Below are 21,170 nucleotides of genomic sequence, written 5' to 3'. Positions count from 1 at the left end.
GTGGTAACCACACCGATACCGGAGGTCCTCACCTATTCACTGGCGCCACACCGTCCACAACGTCCCTGGTCATTACAACTAGACGGCCCCGGCGAAACCGTTCTGCCGCCATGCCTCGTAGACGACGATGCTCGCCGCGTTGGCGAGGTTGTGTGAACGACGGCCGGCGAGCATCGGGATGCGCACCCGGTCGGTGACCTCGGGTTCGGCGAGGACCTCGTCGGGCAGCCCTGTCGGTTCCGGGCCGAACAGCAGGACGTCGCCCGGCCGGTAGTCGACGTCCGTGTGATAGCGCTCCGCATGTGCGGTGAACGCGAACACGCGCTCGGGTTTCAACGTGGTCCACGCCGTCACCAGGTTGGGATGCACGGTCACGTTCGCCATCTCGTGATAGTCCAGACCCGCCCGCTTGACCTGGGCGTCGGACATCGAGAATCCCAGGGGTTCGATGAGGTGTAGTTCGCACCCGGTGTTGGCGGCCAACCGGATCGCGTTTCCGGTGTTCGGCGGGATGCAGGGCTGATAGAACATGATCCGGAACATGATGTGCTCAGGGTAGTCGCAGGCCTCGCCGTGAGTGACGGCGACGGTTCGTGTCGGCTACAGGTCGAAACCCGTGTTCGCACCGCACAGCACGATGCACAGCGTCGAATCCGGTTCTGTCCGAACCGCTCCGGTGGTCACCGCGGCGACGGCCGCGGCGGTGCCGTGTTCGACGAGGATGCGGTGAGAGTCCCACAGCATTCGTCGAGCGGCGACGAGCTGGTCATCGGTCACCAGCACACTGTCGACGTCCGGATGCTGTGCGGCGGTCTCCCAGCAGATGTCACCGAGGCGGGTCGCACCGAGGGAATCGGCGGCGATGCTCTCGAGTTCGACCGGGACCGGTGAACCCGCTGCCCGTGCCTGGTGAAAACACGATGCCCCGAGGGGTTCGGCACCCACCAGGCGGTCGCCGGGACGCAGGGTCGCCGCGAGACCGGCGAGGAGCCCACCGCCGCCGACGCAGGCCACGGTGGTGACCGGACCGGGTATGTCCTCGGCGACCTCGAGGCCGATCGTGCCCGCACCCGCGACGATGTCGGGCAGGTCGTAGGCGTGGAGAGCCAGGGCGCCGGTGGTCGCGGCGATCTCCACCGCGGCGTCGGCGGCGTCCTGGTAGCGCAGCCCGACGAGATGAACCTGCGCGCCCAGAGTTCGCAGTGTTCCGACCTTGACCGCGGGAGCCGTCTCCGGGATCACGACGGTGCAGGGCACGCCGGCGATCCGTGCGGCCCAGGCCGCGCCGATCGCGGCGTTGCCTCCTGACGCGACGAGCACCCCGGCGTCCGTCAGCGTTCCCTCGGCGCGCGCGTGCAGCGTCGCCCACAGGCTGCCCCGGACCTTGAAACAGCCACCGAGCTGGAGGTACTCGAGTTTGAACGCGACGTCCCGCGGGCCGTCGACGGTCTCGATGGTGCTGTGCGATGTCGGTGTGCGCCGCAGGAGAGGGGAGATGGTCCTGGCGGCGGGGTCGACGTCGGCCCGGGTTGCTCTCACGGCACAGACAGTAGTGGCTCACATCCCGCTCGCTCCGGATGGAAGAATGTCGGGCGTGACCGCGATACGACTGGATGGCAAGACCACGCGCGACGAGATCTTCGCGGATCTCACCGAACGGGTGAACAAACTGCGCGAGGCGGGCATCACCCCGGGTCTGGGCACGGTACTCGTCGGCGACGACCCCGGCTCGCACTCCTACGTCAAGGGCAAGCACGCCGACTGCGCCCGGATCGGTGTCGAATCCATCCGCAAGGACCTGCCGGCCGACGCGACCACCGAGCACCTCAACGCCGCGATCGACGAACTGAACGCCGACCCGGCCTGCACCGGATACATCGTGCAGCTGCCGCTGCCGAAGCACCTCGACGAGAACGCGGCGCTCGAGCGGATCGACCCGCTCAAGGATGCCGACGGACTGCACCCGATCAACCTCGGTCGACTGGTGCTGGGCAAGGAGTCGACACTGCCCTGCACGCCGCGCGGCGTCATCCATCTCCTCCGGCGCTACGACGTCCCGATCGCGGGTGCCCGCGTCACCGTCGTCGGTCGTGGGGTCACGATCGGACGGCCGATAGGCCTGCTGCTGACGAGGCGCAGTGAGAACGCCACGGTCACTCTCTGCCACACGGGGACCGCGGACCTCCGCTCGGAGGTCGAGCGTGCCGACATCGTCGTCGCCGCTGCAGGTGTACCGCATCTGATCACCAAGGACATGGTGAAGCCGGGTGCCGCGGTCGTCGACGTGGGCGTCAGCAGGACCGACGACGGCCTGGTCGGCGACGTCCATCCCGACGTGTGGGAGGTCGCCGGACACGTGTCGCCGAACCCCGGCGGAGTCGGGCCGCTGACCCGCGCATTCCTGCTCGTCAACGTCGTCGAACGGGCCGAGCAGCAGCTCGTCGCCCAACAAGCCGCTGCCGAGGCCGTCGCCGGGGTCGAGGGCGGCGGCACGGCGTGAGCCCGGACGAGCCGCACGTCGGCCCGGCCGGTTCGGATCCGCCCTCGACGGATCCGAACCAACCGAGACCGCGACCTCCGGGTGACGGAGCTCACGGAGCCGAACCCGTGCCCGAGCAGGTGCACGGGGTGCGTGCGGTCCTCGTTCAGATCCCATATCTGCTGGTGATGCTCGGCGTGCTCGTGGCCGCGCTGTTCGTGATGTTCGACCGATGGCGACGCGGATCTTTCGTTTTCGGCGCGGCGCTTCTCGTCGGTGCGTTGCTCCGGGCGTTCATCCCTTCGTCGCAGGCCGGATTGTTGCAGGTCAGAGGGAAACTGTTCGACGTCTCGGTGATGGCGACGGTCGGTGGTGTGATGCTCTGGCTCGCCACGTCGATCGACTCGTTGGGAACGGATTGATTACAATAGAGACCTGAGCGTGACCTTGAGACGCAGTGGTCGCGCCTGACCAGGCAAATCTCGCTGCCGACAGCACTGAGTACGACGCTGGGCAGACGCATCGACCGCTGGAGTACGTATCACTGCAACACCGACCGATGGCCACGTGAACCGAGTGACGTCGATGGGCGTGTCGGCAGGCGCCGGCATGATCCACTACGTCTTGCTGACGCGTGACGATCTGGGCCGCAGTGTAGTGGATTCGCGCGTGATCGACGTCGACCCGACCGACGGGCTCGACGGCCCGGGGCGCGTGAACGCCGGTATCGACGTCATGCTCAGCGCAGCCCGCGAGGCCGACGCACGCGTCGGCCCGATCGGCGTCGCGGCCCGGACCACAGCCCAACGACGCCATCTGCGATCACGGGGGAGCGGCCCCCGCCGCCAGATCCGTCTCGTCGCCGAGGACGAGGCCGTCGTCGCCTACCTCGCCGACACCGGCGAGATCGATCGCTTCTCCGCGGCCGTGGTCGTGGACTGCGGTGACACCGGTATGACCATGTACACCGTCGACCCGCAGAACCGGCAGATCACCGCCGTCGAACGCTCGACCGTCATCAGCGGCCGGCGTCTCGACCGCGCCATTGCCGAAGGTCTCACCGCCGACAACCCGGCTCTCGGAGATTCGTCGCGCACCCGCGCCGGGCGCAGCGAGTTGATCAGCGCCTGCCGGACCGCGAAGGAAGAGATCGCCTACGGCGGTGCGGGATCCGGTGGCACCGAGGGTTCGTCGGTGACGCTTCCGGGCGGTTCGGGACGGGTGTCGCTGACCGAATCCCATGTCGCGGGCGCCGTCGAACCGATGGTGCGTGAGGCACGCGAGGTGTTCGACCGCTATGTGGCCGACGTGGCCGCGCGAGGCATCAATCCGGACGCAGTGGTCTTCGTCGGTGGTCTCGCCAATCTGCCCGCGGTCCGGGAGATCACCCAGGGGCATGACTTCGACACAGTGTGCCCGTCCGCCCCGGAACTGGTGGCAGCGACGGGTGCGGCGCTCCTCGCCGGTGAGAGTGGTCCGAGCACCGCGCGACTGGCCTTCATCGGTGGTCGTCCGCAGCGTGAGTGGCTCTCGGCCATGCCGCTCGCGGTCGCGGGCGCGATCATCGCCGCGGCACTGATCACCGTCTACGCGGTCAGCTCCTCGTTCGCCGAACGACAGGTCACCGAGCCGTCGCCGTCGGTCGACAGTGTCCCGGCGGTCGCAACGACGAGCGAGCAGCGATCCGATCCGGTGCCCACGACGTCGGCTCCGGTGACGCGCGTCCCAGACCAGCCCGTCGAGCAGACCTTCGAGCAGACCTTCGAGCAGCCGACCGTGCCCCAGCAACCGGTTCCGACACCGGACCGGGACGCTCCGGGCTGGGCCACCACAGAGTTGGCGCCGACCTCGCCGTCGACCGGTACGAGCACGCGTACATTGTCGCCGTATCCGTGGCCGACGATGCCGTTCGCTCCGGGCACGACGCCGCGCATCCCACCGGATCTGTTGCCGAAGGAGCTACTGCCGTCGAGTCCGGCGCCGACTCCTCCTCCGCCCGATCACTCGGCCACGCCGCGTGCGGAAGCACCTGCCGCTCCGTCGTCGAGCAGCCCGGTACCCGTCCCGCGCTGAGCGCCGAAGAACGGGGACCGGCTCAGGCGTCGCGGCGGGCCAGTTCGACCGTGCGCTTGAGCAGGTCGCTGATGGCGTCGAATTCGGTGAGAAAGCCGTCGTGCCCGGTGTCGGATCGCACGACCTGCAGACCGCCGACGCAGTTGCCCAGCTCTTCGGCGAGCTCGGCCTGTAACCGCAAGGGATACAAACGATCCGAGTCGATCCCGCCGACGATGACGGGGACCGTGCACTCGTTGAGCGCCTTCTTGATGCCGCCGCGGTTGCGGCCGACGTCGTGGTGGTTCAGGACCTCGGTGAGCACGACGTAGCTGCTCGGGTCGAAGCGCTGCATGAGTTTCGACGCCTGGTGCTCGAGGTAGCTCTGCACGGCGTACCGGCCGCCGAGAAGCGGCTGCTCGTCGCCCTGCGGTTCGTTGGCGAAGCGCTCGTCGAGCTCGGGCTCACTGCGGTACGACAGGTGCGCGATCTGACGGGCGATGCCCATCCCGGTCAGCGGTACCTGTCCGGTGCCGTGGTAGTTTCCGCCGTTCCAGGCCGGGTCGGACTTGATGGCGGCGATCTGGGTGGTCTGGATGCCGATCTGGTCGGCGGTGGCACGGGCGCCGACGGCCAGCACCAGTGCGCTGCGGACGCGCTCGGGGTATTCGATCGCCCACTCGAGTGCACGGGCTCCGCCCATCGATCCGCCGAGAACTGCTCCGACGCTGCGGATTCCGAGACGGTCGAGGAGAGCGACCTCGGCGCGGACCTGGTCGAGGACGGTGATCTGTGGGAATCGCGAACCCCACGGCCGACCGTCGGAGGCGAGCGACCCGGGACCCGTCGATCCCTTGCAGCCGCCGAGGACGTTGGCCGAGATGACGCACCATTCGTCGGTGTCGATGGCCATGCCCGGACCGATGAGGCCGTCCCACCAGCCGGGCGCCTCGTGCTCGTTGTCGGCGGGACCGGTGACGTGGGAGTCGCCGGTGAGTGCGTGCAGGGTGAGGATCACGTTGTCGCGGGAAGGCGACAACGTCCCCCAGCGCTGGAACGCCAGGGTGACGTTGTCGATCCGTTCGCCGCTGTCGAGAGGCAGCGAGCCGATGCTCATGCCGACGAGCTTCCCGTCCGGGACCGATTCCCAGTCGGGCTGATCAGACGCTTGCGCGTTCAGGTCGATACTCACCGACAAAATTGCCTCACCTGTCTCACTTGGCGGCTGCGAAGCCCTGTTCGAGGTCCGCCAGGATGTCGTCGATTCCCTCGATGCCCACGGCCAGGCGAACAAGTCCCGGGGTGACACCTGCGGCGAGCTGCTCCTCGGGGGTCAGCTGGCTGTGGGTGGTCGAGGCCGGATGGATGACCAGCGAGCGGACGTCGCCGATGTTGGCCACGTGGCTGTGCAGGGTCAGCGCGTCCACGAACTTCTTGCCCGCGTCCACACCGCCGGCGATCTCGAAGGAGATGATCGCACCCTGTCCCTTGGGGGCGAGTTCCTGGCCGCGCTGGTACCAGGGCGAGGACTCGAGGCCGGCGTAGGCGACGGATTCGACCTGCGCATGACCCTCGAGGAACTTCGCGACCTTCTGTGCGTTGGCGACGTGACGCTCGATGCGCAGGCTCAGGGTCTCGAGGCCCTGGGCGAGAAGGAAGGCGTTGAACGGGGCGATGGCGGCACCGGTGTCGCGCAGCCACTGGACGCGGGCCTTGAGTGCGTAGGCCGGCGCACCGAGGTCGGCGAAGACCGCACCGTGGTAGCTGGGGTCCGGGGTGGTGAAGCCGGGGAACAGATCCTTACCGTCGCGCTGCACACGCCAGTCGAAGGTGCCGCCGTCGACGATCACGCCGCCGATCGCGGTGCCGTGTCCGCCGATGTACTTGGTGGCCGAGTGGACGACGACGTCGGCGCCGTGGGCCAGCGGGTTGATCAGGTACGGGGTGGCGACGGTGTTGTCGATGATCAGCGGCACGCCGTTGCGGTGTGCGACCTCGGAGACGCCCTTGATGTCGAGGATCTCGTTGTTGGGGTTGGAGATCGACTCACCGAAGAACGCGCGGGTGTTCTCGCGGACGGCGGCCTGCCACGACGCCGGATCCTCGGGATCCTCGACGAAGCTCACCTCGACGCCGAGCTTCGGCAGGGTGTAGTGGAACAGGTTGTAGGTGCCGCCGTACAGACGCGGGCTGGACACCACGTGACCGCCGGTCTCGACGATGTTGAGGATCGAGTAGGTCTCGGCGGCCTGCCCGGAGGCCACGAGCAGAGCGGCGACGCCGCCCTCGAGGGCGGCGATGCGCTGCTCGACCGCGTCCTGGGTCGGGTTCATGATGCGGGTGTAGATGTTGCCCGGCTCCGCGAGACCGAAGAGGTTCGCCGCGTGCTGCGTGTCGTTGAAGACGTAGGAGGTGGTCTGGTAGATCGGCAGAGCCCGGGCATTCGTGGCCGCGTCGGCGGTCTGGCCGGCGTGGATCTGCTTGGTTTCGAAGCTCCAGTTGTCGGCTGGATTCGTGCCCTCGTTGGCATCAGACATGACGATTGATCACTTTCTACGGTCGGCAGGGCCAAATTCGACCCTGTTGGGGTCCGACCTTCGGACCCGCGCTTGCCGGGGCTTCGCTGCTGCGATCCCACAACCCGGTCATCACCCGGAGCACCCCACCGCGGTTGGAGGGTTGCCGATCAGCAAGCCGGGGCTTGGCGCTGATACTCATGACCTGGCGACAAGGATATAACACGGATGTGAGTGCCTGAGAACCCTCCCGGTCACGCCGAGTCGAACCCCTCACACTGCCTCCGAACCGTGTACTGAGCGTGTGGTCCGAACGGTTGAAATCGGTCAAACGGCACGGCGAATCCCCAGTACAGCGTCGTTAGCGCTTCTCAGCATCATGTCAGGTTCTTCGTCGTCGCCTTAGGGTTCGGGCAACCCCGGCGGGCTTCCGCACTGGCATGGTCCGGGTTCATCGAGGAGAACACCTCATGGCTGCGCTGGCGCACCTCCGCTCTCGACGGATCTCCGTCCTCGTCGCCTCTGCAACCGGTTTCGCGGTGGCCGTCGCCCTATGCCTCCCCGGTGACGCCCTCGCGGAGGCATCCGAGTCCTGCGGAGCGGGGGCGGTCGTGATCGCCGCCGGCACCAACGACCCCGAGGGGCAACACCTGGTCGGGGTCACACAGCGGTACCGAGGGCTCGGGCCGGACGGGAATCCGGACCCGGACTCCGAGTATGCGGGCGACAACGGATACACGATCATCTACGCCGACTATCCGACGACGCTCTGGCCGCTGGGCGCCACGGGGTACGACTCGAGCGTGGCGCAGGGAAACGCGGCGACCACATCGGCGATCGCCGGCTACCAGACCCGGTGTTCGGGTAAGCCGGTCGTCGTCGCCGGGTACTCGCAGGGTGCCCGGGTCGCGGGTGATGTCCTGGCCGACATCGGCTCGGGTCCGGTCGAGGTCGTGGCGACCGACGAGAACGGCGACCCACTCCTCGACGAGGACGGCAATCCGATCACCGTCGTCATCGACCCGGACGGGATCAGCGGCGAGTTGTACTCCGACCCGCGGCAGGCCGGCGACAAGACCGGACGCGGCATCGAACTGTCCCTGATCGGCGTGATCCCGGGGCTGACGATGTCCGGTCCGCGCGGGACGAGCGGGACCGACGCCGGTTTCGGTGAGCTCGAGGGTCGGGTGGTGTCGGTCTGTATCGAGGGCGACCCCATCTGTGACCTGCCCGATCCCATCCACGACCCGATCGGTGCGATCGACGGGCTCCTCGGTTACCAGGTCAAGCACTTCCTCTACCCGTACGCGATGTACCGGGACCCCGCGTCCCAGTGGGCGACGCGACCGGTCTCGTGCAACGACGCGGGGACGGTCTGCATGGTCGGGGCGAAGTCCGCATTCGCCGAGCTGGTCCAGGGCTGGGCATCCGACCTCGGCTACACCGGCGAGATCGGCGACTTCCTGTCCGGCCGTCCGACGGTCGGCCTCCCGCTCGGGATCACCCTGGCGAACCTGCAGCCCGTCGTCCGCCTGGTCCAGGGTGTCCTCCCGCCGCTGCCGCAGCTCGGTTACGGCGCCTACCTTCCCGACCTCTTCGTCTTCGAGGACATCCTGCAGGGCATCAGCCTGTCCCCGGCGCGACTCATGCGCGGTGTGACCGCGCTGGCCGCCAGCGTTCGCAGCATCGTGCTGCTGCCGGTGAACGCCGTGCGGTACTGGGCGGGCGCGATCGTCGGACCGACCGTCACGTCGCAGCCGAACACCTTCACCGTGCTCGCCGACGACGACTCCGAGGTGCCGGTGACTCTCGCCCGAACCTTCGCCGCCGTCGACGACGATCCCGAGACCAGCGGACCGGAGGTCGAGGCGACCCACGGCGGTTCCGGCATCCCGGCCGTCACCGAGGTGGCGAGCGGTCCGTCCGGAGTCGACTCTTCGGCGGATACGGACACCTCGGCGCCTGCGTCGGCCGCCGAACCCGACGACGGCCCGGCCGGCGGCGGAGACGGCACCGACCCGTCCACCGGTGGCGGTGATCCGGGCGTGACGCGGTCGGAGACCGATTCCTCCGACGCGCCGTCGTCGGACGCCGGGACCCCGGGCTCCGATCCCGACGGCGGCTCCGGCAGCGCCGACTCCGGGACCTCGAACCCGGACGGCTCGGACTCGGGCAGTTCCGGCAGCGGCGGGTCGGATTCGAGCAGCGGTTCCGGCAACAGCGATGGCGGATCGGACAGTTCGTCGAGCGGGGACTCGGGCTCCGAGTAGTCCCGGCAACCTCCAAGGAATCGATCGCCCAGCGATCGGGCAGGCGGGCGGGGTCGTCGGCCCCCTGTGAAGCAACTCACCGGGTCCGGGGGAATTGTGGTCTCCATGGGCCGGTTGGCATGAGGCGTGCCTGACGCTCCCACGACGACCACCGGTGCGCCGGACGACCTCGTTCCGAAGGTGCTCGACGACGCATCGTCGAAGGTGCAGGAGCGTCCCTCGTCGACGATCTCGAGTCGTGCCCGCCGGTTGACGATCCTGGCGCTCGCGCTGGGCGGTTTCGGCATCGGGACCACAGAGTTCGTCGCGATGGGTCTGCTCCCGAACATCGCCGGTTCCCTCGGTGTCTCCGAGCCGACCGCCGGCCACGTCATCTCCGCCTACGCGCTCGGCGTCGTCGTGGGTGCTCCGCTGATCGCGGCGCTCACGGCGCGCATGTCGCGGCGGGTGCTCCTGATCGCGTTGATGGTGGCGTTCACGATCGGCAACCTCGCGACCGTGCTCGCGCCGTCGTACGGACTTCTACTCGTGGCGCGGTTCGTCGCCGGTCTTCCGCATGGTGCGTACTTCGGCGTCGCGGCGCTGGTCGCCGCGCACCTCGCCGGTCCGCGGAATCGGGCCAAGGCGGTCGGGCAGGTGATGCTCGGTCTCTCGGTGGCGAACGTCGTGGGCGTGCCCGCGGCGGCCTGGCTGGGGGAGACGTTCGGGTGGCGCACCGCATTCGCGATCGTCGTCGTCATCGGCATCGCGACCGTCGTCGCACTGGTCCGTGTGCTGCCGACCCTGTCCGGCATGACGATCACCGACCCGCTGACCGAACTCGGGGCACTCAGACGAACGCAGGTGTGGTTCACCCTGGTGATCGGCGTCGTCGGGTTCGGCGGGATGTTTGCGTTCTACACCTATCTGAACTCGGCCCTGACGTCGGTGACGGGACTGCCGGTCTCCGTCGTGCCCTTCGCCCTGATGCTGTACGGACTGGGCATGGTGACCGGGAACTTCGTCGGCGGCTACGCGGCCGATCGGAGTGTGTCCGTCGCCATCCTCGCCGGCCTGTTCACCAGCGCGGTGACTCTCGCCGCCTTCGCGGTGCTCGCCGAGAATGCCTGGGCGGCACTGATTCTCACCTACTTCGTGGCGCTGACCGGATCGACGATGCTGCCGGCCCTCCAGACGCGGCTGATGGACGTCGCTGCCGACGCGCAGACACTGGCCGCCGCCCTCAATCATTCGGCGCTCAACGTCGCCAACGCCGCGGGTGCGTTCCTCGGCGGCGTGGTGGTCTCGGCCGGGTGGGGGTTCCTGTCGCCGTCGGCGATCGGCGCGGTGCTCGCCGTCGGCGGGATCGCCGTCGCGGTCGTCGCGATCGCCACCGCTCGGCGCCGGCCGGTCGGCGCCTGAGCGGTCGGCTGCTGTTCGTCAGCCGTTGGACGGGGGAGTCGCGATGGTCTTCGACAGGTAGAGCGGTTCGCCGAGCTTGTTGATCAGCTCGAGTTGCGTCTCGAGGTAGTCGATGTGCTCTTCCTCGTCGGCGAGGATCTTCTCGAGGATGTTCGCGCTCGTGATGTCGCCCTTCTCGCGGCACATGGCGATGCCCGGGCGGAGTCGCTCGACGACCTCGACCTCGACGGCCATGTCCGACTCGAACTGCTCGCGGATGGACTGACCGATGCGGAGCGGCAGCAGTCGCTGATAGTTGGGCAGTGCGTCGAGGAAGAGGATGCGGTCGGTGAGGATCTCCGCGTGCGTCATCTCCTCCATCGACTCCGCGCGGGTCTTCGCTGCGACCTCGGTCAGACCCCAGCTCGCCTGCATCTTCGAGTGGAGGAAGTACTGGTTGATCGCGGTCAGCTCGCTCGTGAGCTGCTCGTTGAGTAGTGCAATGATCTCGTCGTCGCCACGCATCTGACAGCCTCCCGTTAGCCGATTGTCTGGTGACGAAGTTAACACGGCAAAACGCCCCGCGCGCGTACTCGCGCGAGGTTGTGACTGGAGTTGTCAGTGTCGGATCATGCAGCGCTCGTCGAGGTGGCCGCCCTTTCGCTCAGGATGCTGTCGAGTTTCTCCAGGCAGGTTCCGCAGCCCTCGCCCGCGCCACACCGATCACTGATGTCGTCGACGGTGTAGGCACCGGCATCGCAGTGCTCATGTACTTCGTCGACGGTGACGGCGCGGCATATGCAAACGAACATCTTCGGACCTAACGTAGTGCCTGGATTAGGTAATGCTTACATATTCTCCTCGGTGAGCACAAGGGTTGCCTTACCTCCATTTCGTCTCAATCGGAGACCCGTAGACCCGTCTCGGGAGGTGTGCGGCGGGCGCGGGATCTGTCGGACCGAATCCGTACTATGTGGCCTCGTGCCACTCTCCATCTCCACGGTCAACGTCAACGGAATCCGCGCAGCGGTCAAACATCGTTCCGAGACCAACCGCGGCTTCCTGCCCTGGTTGGAGGACTCGTCGCTCGACGTCGTGCTGTTGCAGGAGGTACGCGCGAGCGAGGACCTCGCCCGGGACGCCCTGGCTCCCGCTCTTCAGGCGGGCTGGCATCTCACGATGAGCGAGTCAGCGGTCAAGGGGCATGCCGGTGTCGGCGTGCTCACCCGCCGGGCGCCGGACGCCGTCCGGATCGGTTTCGGGAGCGCCGAGTTCGACGAACTCGGTCGCTATCTCGAGGTCGACCTCGACACCGATCTCGGACCGGTGACCGCGGCCAGTCTGTACCTGCCCAAGGGTGCGGCGCTCACCGACGCCGAGAAGGACATCGCCAAATTCGAGGAGAAGGCGCGGTTTCTCGACGAGTTCGGCGACCATCTCGGTCGGCTCGTCCGTCGTCGCCGGCACGTCGTCGTCGGTGGCGACTGGAACATCGCCCATGCCGAGGCGGACATCAAGAACTGGAAGGGCAATCTCAAGAGCCCGGGCTTCCTGCCGCACGAACGCGCGTGGGTGGGCGGGCTCCTCGAGACCGGCTGGCGTGACGTCTCCCGTGAGCTCCATCCCGGTGAGAGCGGCCCGTACTCGTGGTGGTCGTGGCGTGGCAAGGCCTTCGACAACGACTCCGGCTGGCGGATCGACTATCAGCTGACCAACCGCTCGCTCGCCGAGCGGGCGGTCAAGACCACCGTCGACCGGGCGGCCGCGTACGACCTGCGGTGGTCGGATCATGCGCCGGTCACCGTCGTCTACGAGTGAGGCGGGCACCCGCGTCAAAGGGCTTTGCGGGTCTGCGAAAATGGACCAATGAGTTCTGACGCCTCCGCATCCGGTGCCGCCCGACCGCGCGTGCTGTCGGGAATCCAGCCGACCAGCGATTCCTTCCACCTAGGTAACTACCTGGGTGCGGTCCGCCAGTGGGTGGCCCTGCAGGACGACTTCGAGGCGTACTACTTCATCCCGGACATGCATGCGATCACGGCGTCGTTCGATCCGAAGACCCTCGCCGATCGCACGCGTCTGTCGGTCGCTCAGTTGCTGGCCGTCGGCGTGGATCCCGAGCGCTCCACGATCTACGTCCAGTCGCACATCCCGGAGATCGCCGAGCTGACCTGGGTGCTGTCGTGCATCACCGGTTTCGGTGAGGCGAGCCGGATGACACAGTTCAAGGATAAATCGGCCAAGCAGGGCGTGGACGCGGCGGGTGTCGGGCTGTTCACCTATCCGATCCTCATGGCCGCGGACATCCTCGCCTTCCAGGTGGATCAGGTGCCGGTGGGCGAGGACCAGCGTCAGCACCTCGAGCTCACGCGCGATCTGGCGCAGCGTTTCAACTCGCGGTTCGGCAAGGTCCTCAAGGTCCCGCAAGCGTACATCGTCAAGGAGTTCGCGAAGATCTACGACCTCCAGAACCCGACCGCCAAGATGAGCAAGTCGGCGGAGTCCGACAAGGGCCTCATCAATCTGCTCGACGAGCCGAAGAAGTCTGCGAAGAAGATCCGTTCGGCGGTGACCGACACGGAGACCGAGATCCGGTTCGACCCCGAGAACAAGCCGGGTGTGAGCAACCTGCTCACCATCCAGTCGGCGTTGAGTGGCACTCCGGTGGACGTCCTCGTCGACAAGTACCAGGGCAAGGGGTACGGCGACCTCAAGGTCGAGACCGCCGACGTGCTCACCGAGTTCGTCACGCCGCTGCGTGGCCGCGTCTCCGAGTACATGGACGATCCCGCGCAGCTCGACGCGATTCTCGCTCGCGGCGCCGAACGCGCTCGGTCGGTGGCCTCGGCGACCCTCGAGTCGGTCTATGACAAGGTGGGATTCCTGTCGCCGAGGCGCTGACACAGTCCTGAGTTCGACCTCCTCGGCGATTCGACGAGGAGGCGTGCGGTGAGTTCGGTGGTCGATTCGGGGAAGTCACTCGTCACCCGTGCGAAGTCGATCTACGAGGACCGGCGTGAGCGCTGGACCTGGCTCGACCACGTCGTGCGGACGGTGGACCGCTACAACGACCGCCGCGGAAATCTCTACGCGGCGAGCATCAGCTTCAACGGCATCCTCGCGCTCGTCCCGATCATCATGGTGGCGTTCGCGGTCGCCGGCTTCGTGCTGGCCCAACAGCCGGAGGTGCTGCAGGAGATCCAGGACGCGGTCGTGGAGAAGATGCCGGGGCAACTCGGCGATCAGGTCTCCGACATCATCACCTCGGCCATCGACTCCCGTACCACGGTGGGGGTGGTCGGCCTGCTCGGTGCGGCGTTCACCGGCATCGGCTGGATCTCCGGGGTCCGTACCGGAATGACCGAGATGTGGGGTGGTCGAGTACAACGCAACGCGGTCATGTCGAAGGTGTGGGATCTGGTGACCTTCGCCGGACTCGGCGTCGCCTTCGCGGTGACGATGGCCGTGACCGCCCTGGGCAATTCGGGTCTCACCAAGACCGTGCTGGGGTGGGTGGGCCTCGACGACGCGTCGTGGGCGCCGATCGTCGTCCGGGTGGTGTCGACCGCGGTCTCGATTCTCGCCACCTGCGCCTTGTTCACGTTCATCATGGCGCGGCTTCCCCTGGTGCAGTTGCCATTCCGCGACACCCTGAAAGCCGGACTGATCACCGCGGTCGCGTTCGAGATCGTCAAGACGGTCGGCGGGCTCTACCTCCAGTCGGTGCTGAGCAGCCCGGCGGGTGTGGCATTCGGCCCGATCCTCGGTGTCATGGTGTTCGCGTACCTCGCGTCGCGCATCGTGCTCTACGCCGCCGCCTGGTGTGCGACCGATCCGGCGAACGAGGAGTTCCAGGTCGAGGAGGACCCCGACGCGGAACTGCATCGGCCGGTGGTCATCTCGCCGACGGTCGAGGTGAGTCCGGCGCCGCGTCCGGCGGCACTGGCGGCCGCGGCGGGGGTCGGCGCGGCGATCGCGACGCTGGTGGGGGTCGTCCGCAGGCGCTGACGGTGCGGAGGAACGATCCCGGCCGGGGTCGGTCATGGGAACTGTGGCCCGCTGACCTTCCCGCGTGACCATTTCCTTCCCGCCTATTGAGCTCGATACGCGGGAGGGAATCCGACAAGCGGGAGTTTCTGTCGTCGGCGCCTACCCGCCGCCCTTCCGAGCAGAAGCGGGTGGTTGGATCACCTGCGCCCGAAAAGCCTGAGTCCCAACAGCAGCAAGACCACGGCGGCGAGTGCCGCGACGAGACCGATGAGGACGCGCACCGACATCGGGGAGGCGGTGTCGGAGCCCGAACTCGCGAGGTGGGAATCCGGGGACGAGGCGGCGCGCGGCGCAGTGGATTCCGCCGCTTCACGAGTGGAGTCGACGAGACGTCCGACGGTGACCTCAGGACCTGCACGGAAGCCGTATTCGAACATCTCCCGCGCTTGATCCCAGTACATGTCGCCCTCGACCGACAATCCGTACATCTGCACGACGAGGATGCGGTGGCCGTCGCGTTCGGCCACACCGACGAAGGTCTTGCGCGCGTCGTCGGTGTAGCCGGTCTTCCCGCCGAGCATTCCCGGATAGCCGTCCACGAGAAGCCGATTGCTGCTGTACATGTCGTAGGCCGGATGGTCCTTGTCGCCGGGCACATCTGGTCGGCGCGGATAGCCGGGGAATCGGAAGGTGGGCTTCGCGATGAGCTCCCGAAAGGTCTCCTGCGCCATGGCTGCTCGGAAGACCAGTGCGAGATCGTAAGGCGAGGAGGACATCCCGGCGGCATCGAGACCCGATGGGCTCGCCGCGCGCGTGTCGGCGGCGCCCAGCTCGCGGGCGCGTTCGTTCATCTTCTCGAGCGTGGTCTCCACGCCACCGAGTTCGCGGGCGAGGGCGTTGGCGCAGTCGTTGCCCGACACCATGAGCAGGCCGGTGAGCAGGTCGCGGACGGTGTAGTGACCGCCCGGGCCCATCCCGCACGAGTCGCCCTCGGTGCTCCAGTCCTCCGCGGTCGGGATGACCGTCGCGTCGAGGTCGAGTTCGTCGAGGGCGATGAGTGCGAGCAGCACCTTGATCGTCGACGCGGGCCGGTACCGCCCGTGGGGGTCCTTGGCCGCGATGACGCGGCCGGAGTCGAGGTCGGCGATCAGCCACCCGGCCGAGGTCAGCCGTGGCGGAACGGGACCGGCCGCCGGGTCGGCGACGACGCCGCAGTACGAGAGATCCTCACCCCCGATCGCGGGTGTCGGGACGGGCAGCGAGGACGGGGTCGTCGAACCCGGTGCGACCGCCTCGGATTCGTCGACAGGAGGCGGCGTGCCGATCTTGTGCGGACAGTGATCGGTGACCGGAGTGCTGAAGGCGGGTGGGGCGCCGGTGGGAAGCGGGACGGCCCCGGCCGGTCCGACGCCGACCGGTCCGGCGGACAGCATGCACAGAAGCATCCCGAGAACAGCGGCGACGAGTGCCGATGCGGTCCGGCGAGTCCACCCCGAGGTCACCGATCGCACGTTACCAGCGGAACCACGCGGTCTCCGGACGTGCGAACGCGTCGTGTCCGACGTTCGGCCATGCGGACTACAGCAGCGAATACGCCTCGCCCAGGACCGACCGCAGGATCTGCTCGATCTCGTCGAACTCGGCCTGTCCCGCGATCAGCGGTGGCGCGAGCTGCACGACGGGATCGCCGCGATCGTCGGCGCGGCAGTAGAGCCCGGCGTCGAACAGTGCCGTGGAGAGGAAGCCCCGGAGGATGCGTTCGGATTCGGCCGCCGTGAAGGTCTCCTTGGTGGCCTTGTCCTTCACGAGTTCGATCCCGTAGAAGAAGCCCTCGCCGCGCACGTCGCCGACGATCGGCAGGTCGTACAGCTTCTCGAGGGTCGTGCGGAACGCCGGGGCCTGGGTCTTGACGTGGTCGTTGAGGCCTTCACGCTCGAAGATGTCGAGGTTGGCCAGTGCGACCGCCGCCGACACCGGGTGCCCGCCGAAGGTGTAGCCGTGGGCGAAGGTCGTGGTGCCGTCGCGGAACGGTTCGAAGAGCCGGTCGCTGGCGATCATCGCGCCGATGGGGGAGTAGCCCGACGTCATGCCCTTGGCGCAGGTGATGATGTCGGGGACGTAGCCGAAGTCCTCGCAGGCGAACATCGAGCCGATGCGACCGAAGGCGCAGATCACCTCGTCGGAGACGAGCAGGACGTCGTATTCGTCGCAGATCTCGCGCACCCGCTCGAAGTAGCCCGGTGGCGGTGGGAAGCATCCGCCGGCGTTCTGGACCGGTTCGAGGAAGACGGCCGCCACGGTGTCGGGGCCCTCGAATTCGATCGCCTCGGCGATGCGGTCGGCGGCCCAGCGGCCGAACTTCTTCGGGTCATCGGACAGGTGGTCGTCCGCCCGGTAGATGTTGGTGTTCGGCACCCGGAACGCACCGGGCGTCAACGGCTCGAAGGCCTCCTTGAGCGCCGGCACGCCGGTGATCGCGAGTGCGCCCTGCGGGGTGCCGTGGTAGGCGACCGCACGCGAGATCACCTTGTGCTTACCGGGTTTGCCGACCAGCTTGAAGTACTGCTTCGCCAGTTTCCAGGCACTCTCCACGGCCTCGCCGCCACCGGTGGTGAAGAAGACACGATTGAGATCGCCCGGGGCGTAGGCGGCGAGCCGCTCGGCGAGCTCGATGGCCGGCGGTGTCGCGTACGACCACAGCGGGAAGAAGGCGAGCTCCTTGGCCTGCCGGGCTGCGGCCTCGGCGAGTTCGACGCGTCCGTGACCCACCTGCACGACGAAGAGTCCCGCCAGGCCGTCGAGGTAGCTGCGGCCCTGATCGTCGAAGATGCGGACGCCCTCCCCTCGGGTGATCACCGGAGGGGTGATGGCGTCGCCGTGCCGGGCGAAGTGTCCCCAGAGATGAGCTGCACTGCGGGCGCCGAGCGACGGAGCGGAGTTCGGGGGCGTAGAGGGGGCGGTCACTGTCATCGGGTTCCCCAGTTGTATTGCTGTTTCACGAGTTTCAGGTAGACGAGGGTCTCGGTACCGACGACCTCCGGGTGCACCCGTACCTTCTTGTTGAGGATCTCGAGCAGGTGGTCGTCGTCCTCGGAGACGACCTCGATCAGGATGTCGAAGGACCCCGCGGTCAGGAGCACGTAGTCGATCTCGGGGTGTTCCGCGAGCCGTTCGGCGAGCGCCTGGGTGTCGCCGACGCAACGGACGCCGATCATCGCCTGGCGTGCGAATCCGAGTTTGAGAGGGTCGGTGACGGCGACGATCTGCATGAGACCGCTGTCGCTGAGCTTCTGCACACGGTTGCGCACGGCGGCTTCAGAGAGTCCGACGGCCTTGCCGATGGAGGCGTAACTGCTCCGACCATCGGCCTGGAGGAGCTCGATGATCTTCTTCGCGGTTGCGTCCAGCTGTGTGGATACAGGGTCAGCCACCCCATGATCGTGACGGATTTAGTGGTGAATCGCAACATCGACGACGGAAACCGTACTGAAGTCCGGTTTCGGCGCGTGAATCCGCAACGACAACGGTAGGATCTGGGGGTATGTCCTCACCAACCAGCATCCCGTCCGGCTGGATCAACGGTAAGCCACATCACTCGACCGGTGCCGATCACATCGTGGTCAATCCTGCCACGGATCAGCCGGTTGCGACTGTGAAACTCGCAGGTCGCGGCGATGTCGATGCCGCGATCGCGAGTGCCCGCGCCGCGCAGCCGGCCTGGGGACGTGCCACCCCGGCCGAACGGGCGGGTGTCCTCCTCGCGTTGGCCGGAGCGCTGGCGGCGCAGTCCGAGGTGTTGATCGCCGATGAGGTCGCGCACACCGGCAAGCCGATCCGGCTCGCGACCGAGTTCGACGTCCCCGGATCGATCGACAACATCGGGTTCTTCGCCGGTGTCGCACGCAATCTCGAGGGCAAGGCGAGTGCGGAGTACTCGGGCGACCACACCTCGTCGATCCGCCGTGAACCCGTCGGCGTCATCGGCACCATCACGCCCTGGAACTACCCGCTGCAGATGGCGGTGTGGAAGGTCATCCCGGCACTCGCCGCCGGTTGCGCGGTGGTCCTGAAGCCGGCCGAGATCACGCCGCTGACGACGCTGACGATGGCCCGCATCGCCACCGAGGCCGGACTGCCCGACGGCGTTCTCAACATCGTCGTCGGCACCGGTCCGGACGCCGGCGCCCACCTGGCCGGACATCCCGGCGTCGACATGGTGACCTTCACCGGGTCGAGCGCGGTCGGCCGGCAGGTGATGGCGCAGGCCGCCACCACCGGGGCACGGGTCCAGCTCGAACTCGGCGGCAAGGCGCCGTTCGTCGTCTTCGACGACGCCGACCTGCAGGCAGCGATCCACGGTGCGGTCGCGGCCTCGATCATCAACGGCGGACAGGACTGCACCGCGGCGACCCGGGCGATCGTCGCCCCCACGCTCTACGACGATTTCGTCGACGGCGTCGCGGACCTCATGTCGCGCGTCGTCATCGGCGATCCGACCGACCCCGCCACCGATCTGGGCTCCCTCATCTCGCGACGGCACCGCGAGAAGGTGGCCGGGATGGTGGAGCGTGCCCGGGCAGCCGGGGCCCGGGTGGTCACCGGCGGCACGGTGCCCGACGGTCGGGGCGCCTTCTACCCGCCCACGCTCATCGCTGACGTCACGGAGGACTCGGATATCTACCGCGAGGAGGTGTTCGGACCGGTGCTCACGGTCAGCCACTTCACCGACGACGACGACGCGATCCGTCGCGCCAACGACACCCCGTACGGCCTCGCCGCGTCGGCGTGGACGCGCGACGTCTATCGCGCACAGCGGGCGTCGCGCGAGATCCACGCCGGTTGTGTCTGGATCAACGATCACATCCCGATCATCAGCGAGATGCCGCACGGCGGGTACGGCGCCTCCGGCTTCGGCAAGGACATGTCGACCTACTCCCTCGACGAGTACCTGCTGACCAAGCACGTCATGAGTGACATCCACGGCGTCGCCGAAAAGGAATGGCACCGAACGGTCTTCGCCCTGAATGGTCGGTCGGTGTGACGACCGGAACGTGGGCCCGCGAGCCGACCTCCCGGGGCGTCGAGATGGTCGCGCAGGCCGCGGCCCGTCCCTACTGGCTCGATCGGGATCTCCGTCCGGAACCGCGGCCCCGACTCGTCGGTGAGGTCACCGCCGACCTGCTGGTGATCGGCGGTGGCCTCACCGGGCTGTGGACCGCGGTCCAAGCGGCGGAACGGGATCCGTCTCGGACGATCGTGCTCGTCGAACGCGACCGGATCGCCGAACACGCGTCCGGACGCAACGGCGGCTTCTGTGCCGCGAGCCTCACGCACGGACTCGGCAACGGTCTGCAGCGTTTCCGCGACGAGATGCCGACGCTGCTGCGCATGGGGCGCGAGACACTCGACGCCATCGAGAGCACGCTGACCCGCCTGGGCATCGACGCCGACGTCGAGCGCACCGGAGAACTCGACCTCGCCACCACCGGATGGCAGTACGACGCACTCGCCGAGACCGCGGCCGCGGGCCGGGCGCTCGGCGAGGAGCTCGTGCTGCTCGACGCGTCCGCGGCGCGGGAACGCGTCGACTCGCCCATGGTCCGCGGCGCCCTCTACGACCCCGAGGTCATGCTGATCGATCCGGCAAAACTCGCGTTCGGTCTCGCCGACGCCGCGGAACGGCTCGGGGTACGGATCCACGAGGAGACCGAGGTACTGGGACTGTCCGGCGGTTCGTCGGGCCATGGTTCGTCGGGCAAGGTCTGCGCCCGAACGGGATACGGACAGGCGCGCGCCGGCCGGGTCGTGGTCGCGACGTCGGCGAGCAGGTCGCTGGTCCGCAGGCTGCGTCTCTACACCGTCCCCGTGTGGGACTACGCGCTGATGACCGAACCGCTGTCCGACGACCAGCTGGCCTCGCTCGGCTGGTCCGGGCGCGAGGGACTCGCCGACAGCGGTCCACGCTTCCACTACTTCCGGCTCACCGCGGACAACCGGCTGCTGTTCGGCGGCTGGGATGCGCCATATCACTTCGGTTCCGACGACGATCCGCGTCGCGCGCATCACCCCGGTGAGTGGGCGCTGCTCGGCGAGCACCTGCTGCAGATGTTCCCGCAACTCGAGGGGATCACCGCGACGCACACGTGGGGCGGGGTGATCGACACCTGCTCGAGGTTCTGCGCCTTCTGGGACACCTCCCACGACGGGCACGTGGTGACGGCGGTGGGGTTCACCGGTCTCGGCGTCGGTGCCTCGCATTTCGCGGCCGCGACCGCACTCGACCTCGTCGACGGTCGGCAGACCGAACGGACCGCGCTGGAGATGGTGCGCCGCAAGCCGTTACCGTTCCCACCGGAGCCGGTTCGCTGGGCCGGCATCACCCTCACCCGGCATCAGATCGCGCGCAGCGAACGCCGGAACGGCCGTCGGGGTGCGTGGCTCACGCTGCTGGACAAGGTCGGCTTGGGTTTCGACAGCTGACCC

General features: G+C 67.8%; 19 protein-coding genes and 1 riboswitch. Of the genes, 10 read left to right on the top strand and 9 right to left on the bottom strand.

Annotated elements, in window-relative coordinates; genetic code table 11:
- Nucleotides 1-78 precede the first annotated feature (78 nt).
- Nucleotides 79-543 (bottom strand): tRNA (cytidine(34)-2'-O)-methyltransferase, encoded by a 465-nt coding sequence (locus tag BPODLACK_RS14130; RefSeq protein WP_006359166.1) that lies wholly within the window; start codon nt 541-543, stop codon nt 79-81.
- A 57-nt stretch (nt 544-600) separates the two neighbouring features.
- Nucleotides 601-1,539: a serine/threonine dehydratase gene (locus BPODLACK_RS14125; RefSeq protein WP_159405500.1), complete on the bottom strand. Its 939-nt coding sequence runs from the start codon at nt 1,537-1,539 to the stop codon at nt 601-603.
- A gap of 55 nt (nt 1,540-1,594) precedes the next feature.
- Between BPODLACK_RS14125 and BPODLACK_RS14120 the strand changes: the two genes are divergently transcribed.
- The 3 genes from BPODLACK_RS14120 (at nt 1,595) to BPODLACK_RS14110 (ending at nt 4,552) form a co-directional block, all read left to right on the top strand.
- Complete coding sequence (locus BPODLACK_RS14120; RefSeq protein ID WP_201450616.1) at nt 1,595-2,500, top strand: bifunctional methylenetetrahydrofolate dehydrogenase/methenyltetrahydrofolate cyclohydrolase; 906 nt, start codon at nt 1,595-1,597, stop codon at nt 2,498-2,500.
- 107 nt (nt 2,501-2,607) lie between these two features.
- Complete coding sequence (locus tag BPODLACK_RS14115; protein ID WP_006434490.1) at nt 2,608-2,901, top strand: DUF3017 domain-containing protein; 294 nt, start codon at nt 2,608-2,610, stop codon at nt 2,899-2,901.
- A gap of 163 nt (nt 2,902-3,064) precedes the next feature.
- Nucleotides 3,065-4,552, top strand: coding sequence for a hypothetical protein (locus BPODLACK_RS14110; protein ID WP_159405505.1), 1,488 nt, complete (start codon nt 3,065-3,067; stop codon nt 4,550-4,552).
- Nucleotides 4,553-4,574: 22 nt separating this feature from the next.
- Here the strand turns inward: BPODLACK_RS14110 and metX are convergent, their stop codons facing one another.
- Both metX and BPODLACK_RS14100 read right to left on the bottom strand, forming a co-directional pair.
- On the bottom strand, nt 4,575-5,729 hold the full coding sequence (metX, locus tag BPODLACK_RS14105) for a homoserine O-acetyltransferase MetX (protein ID WP_006434492.1): 1,155 nt from the start codon (nt 5,727-5,729) through the stop codon (nt 4,575-4,577).
- Nucleotides 5,730-5,745: 16 nt separating this feature from the next.
- Nucleotides 5,746-7,068, bottom strand: a complete 1,323-nt coding sequence (locus BPODLACK_RS14100; RefSeq protein WP_006434493.1) for a bifunctional o-acetylhomoserine/o-acetylserine sulfhydrylase — start codon at nt 7,066-7,068, stop codon at nt 5,746-5,748.
- 63 nt (nt 7,069-7,131) lie between these two features.
- A riboswitch (SAM riboswitch) is annotated at nt 7,132-7,253 on the bottom strand.
- 264 nt (nt 7,254-7,517) lie between these two features.
- On the opposite strand from BPODLACK_RS14100, the gene BPODLACK_RS14095 reads away from it, so the two are divergent.
- Nucleotides 7,518-9,317, top strand: coding sequence for a PE-PPE domain-containing protein (locus tag BPODLACK_RS14095; RefSeq protein WP_159405498.1), 1,800 nt, complete (start codon nt 7,518-7,520; stop codon nt 9,315-9,317).
- Nucleotides 9,318-9,443: 126 nt separating this feature from the next.
- Nucleotides 9,444-10,718: an MFS transporter gene (locus tag BPODLACK_RS14090; protein ID WP_159405497.1), complete on the top strand. Its 1,275-nt coding sequence runs from the start codon at nt 9,444-9,446 to the stop codon at nt 10,716-10,718.
- 18 nt (nt 10,719-10,736) lie between these two features.
- On the opposite strand, the gene bfr is transcribed toward BPODLACK_RS14090, so the two are convergent.
- Entirely contained in the window at nt 10,737-11,222 is a 486-nt protein-coding gene (bfr, locus tag BPODLACK_RS14085) for a bacterioferritin (protein WP_006434496.1), read from the bottom strand.
- A 104-nt stretch (nt 11,223-11,326) separates the two neighbouring features.
- The gene (locus BPODLACK_RS14080) at nt 11,327-11,509 is read right to left on the bottom strand and encodes a (2Fe-2S)-binding protein (protein WP_159405496.1); all 183 of its coding nucleotides are present in this window, start codon (nt 11,507-11,509) and stop codon (nt 11,327-11,329) included.
- Nucleotides 11,510-11,678: 169 nt separating this feature from the next.
- Here BPODLACK_RS14080 and BPODLACK_RS14075 point away from each other — a divergent pair, with 169 nt between their 5' ends.
- From BPODLACK_RS14075 to BPODLACK_RS14065, 3 genes are read left to right on the top strand one after another with little or no spacing between them, the layout of a single operon-like run.
- Nucleotides 11,679-12,515 carry an exodeoxyribonuclease III gene (locus BPODLACK_RS14075; protein WP_159405495.1) on the top strand — a complete coding sequence of 279 codons (837 nt, stop codon included), beginning with the start codon at nt 11,679-11,681 and terminating at the stop codon, nt 12,513-12,515.
- Nucleotides 12,516-12,563: 48 nt separating this feature from the next.
- Nucleotides 12,564-13,598, top strand: a complete 1,035-nt coding sequence (gene trpS, locus BPODLACK_RS14070; protein ID WP_024497199.1) for a tryptophan--tRNA ligase — start codon at nt 12,564-12,566, stop codon at nt 13,596-13,598.
- A 48-nt stretch (nt 13,599-13,646) separates the two neighbouring features.
- A complete protein-coding gene (locus BPODLACK_RS14065; protein WP_159405494.1) occupies nt 13,647-14,705 on the top strand; it encodes a YhjD/YihY/BrkB family envelope integrity protein in 1,059 nt (352 codons plus the stop codon).
- Nucleotides 14,706-14,884: 179 nt separating this feature from the next.
- Here the strand turns inward: BPODLACK_RS14065 and BPODLACK_RS14060 are convergent, their stop codons facing one another.
- The 3 genes from BPODLACK_RS14060 to BPODLACK_RS14050 form a co-directional block, all read right to left on the bottom strand.
- Complete coding sequence (locus BPODLACK_RS14060; RefSeq protein WP_159405493.1) at nt 14,885-16,189, bottom strand: D-alanyl-D-alanine carboxypeptidase family protein; 1,305 nt, start codon at nt 16,187-16,189, stop codon at nt 14,885-14,887.
- 76 nt (nt 16,190-16,265) lie between these two features.
- Nucleotides 16,266-17,657 (bottom strand): aspartate aminotransferase family protein, encoded by a 1,392-nt coding sequence (locus tag BPODLACK_RS14055; RefSeq protein ID WP_159405492.1) that lies wholly within the window; start codon nt 17,655-17,657, stop codon nt 16,266-16,268.
- Nucleotides 17,654-18,118: an Lrp/AsnC family transcriptional regulator gene (locus BPODLACK_RS14050; RefSeq protein ID WP_159405491.1), complete on the bottom strand. Its 465-nt coding sequence runs from the start codon at nt 18,116-18,118 to the stop codon at nt 17,654-17,656. The genes BPODLACK_RS14055 and BPODLACK_RS14050 overlap by 4 nt, the downstream gene beginning before the upstream one ends.
- A 110-nt stretch (nt 18,119-18,228) precedes the next feature.
- Here BPODLACK_RS14050 and BPODLACK_RS14045 point away from each other — a divergent pair, with 110 nt between their 5' ends.
- Complete coding sequence (locus BPODLACK_RS14045) at nt 18,229-19,728, top strand: gamma-aminobutyraldehyde dehydrogenase (RefSeq protein WP_159405490.1); 1,500 nt, start codon at nt 18,229-18,231, stop codon at nt 19,726-19,728.
- On the top strand, nt 19,725-21,167 hold the full coding sequence (locus BPODLACK_RS14040) for an NAD(P)/FAD-dependent oxidoreductase (protein ID WP_201450615.1): 1,443 nt from the start codon (nt 19,725-19,727) through the stop codon (nt 21,165-21,167). The genes BPODLACK_RS14045 and BPODLACK_RS14040 overlap by 4 nt, the downstream gene beginning before the upstream one ends.
- The last annotated feature ends 3 nt before the right edge of the window (nt 21,168-21,170 follow it).

This window comes from Gordonia sp. YY1 (genome assembly GCF_009872315.1).
Lineage (GTDB): Bacteria > Actinomycetota > Actinomycetes > Mycobacteriales > Mycobacteriaceae > Gordonia > Gordonia amicalis.
Note: the sequence above shows the minus strand (reverse complement) of the source record. Positions and strands in the feature narration are given on the sequence as shown.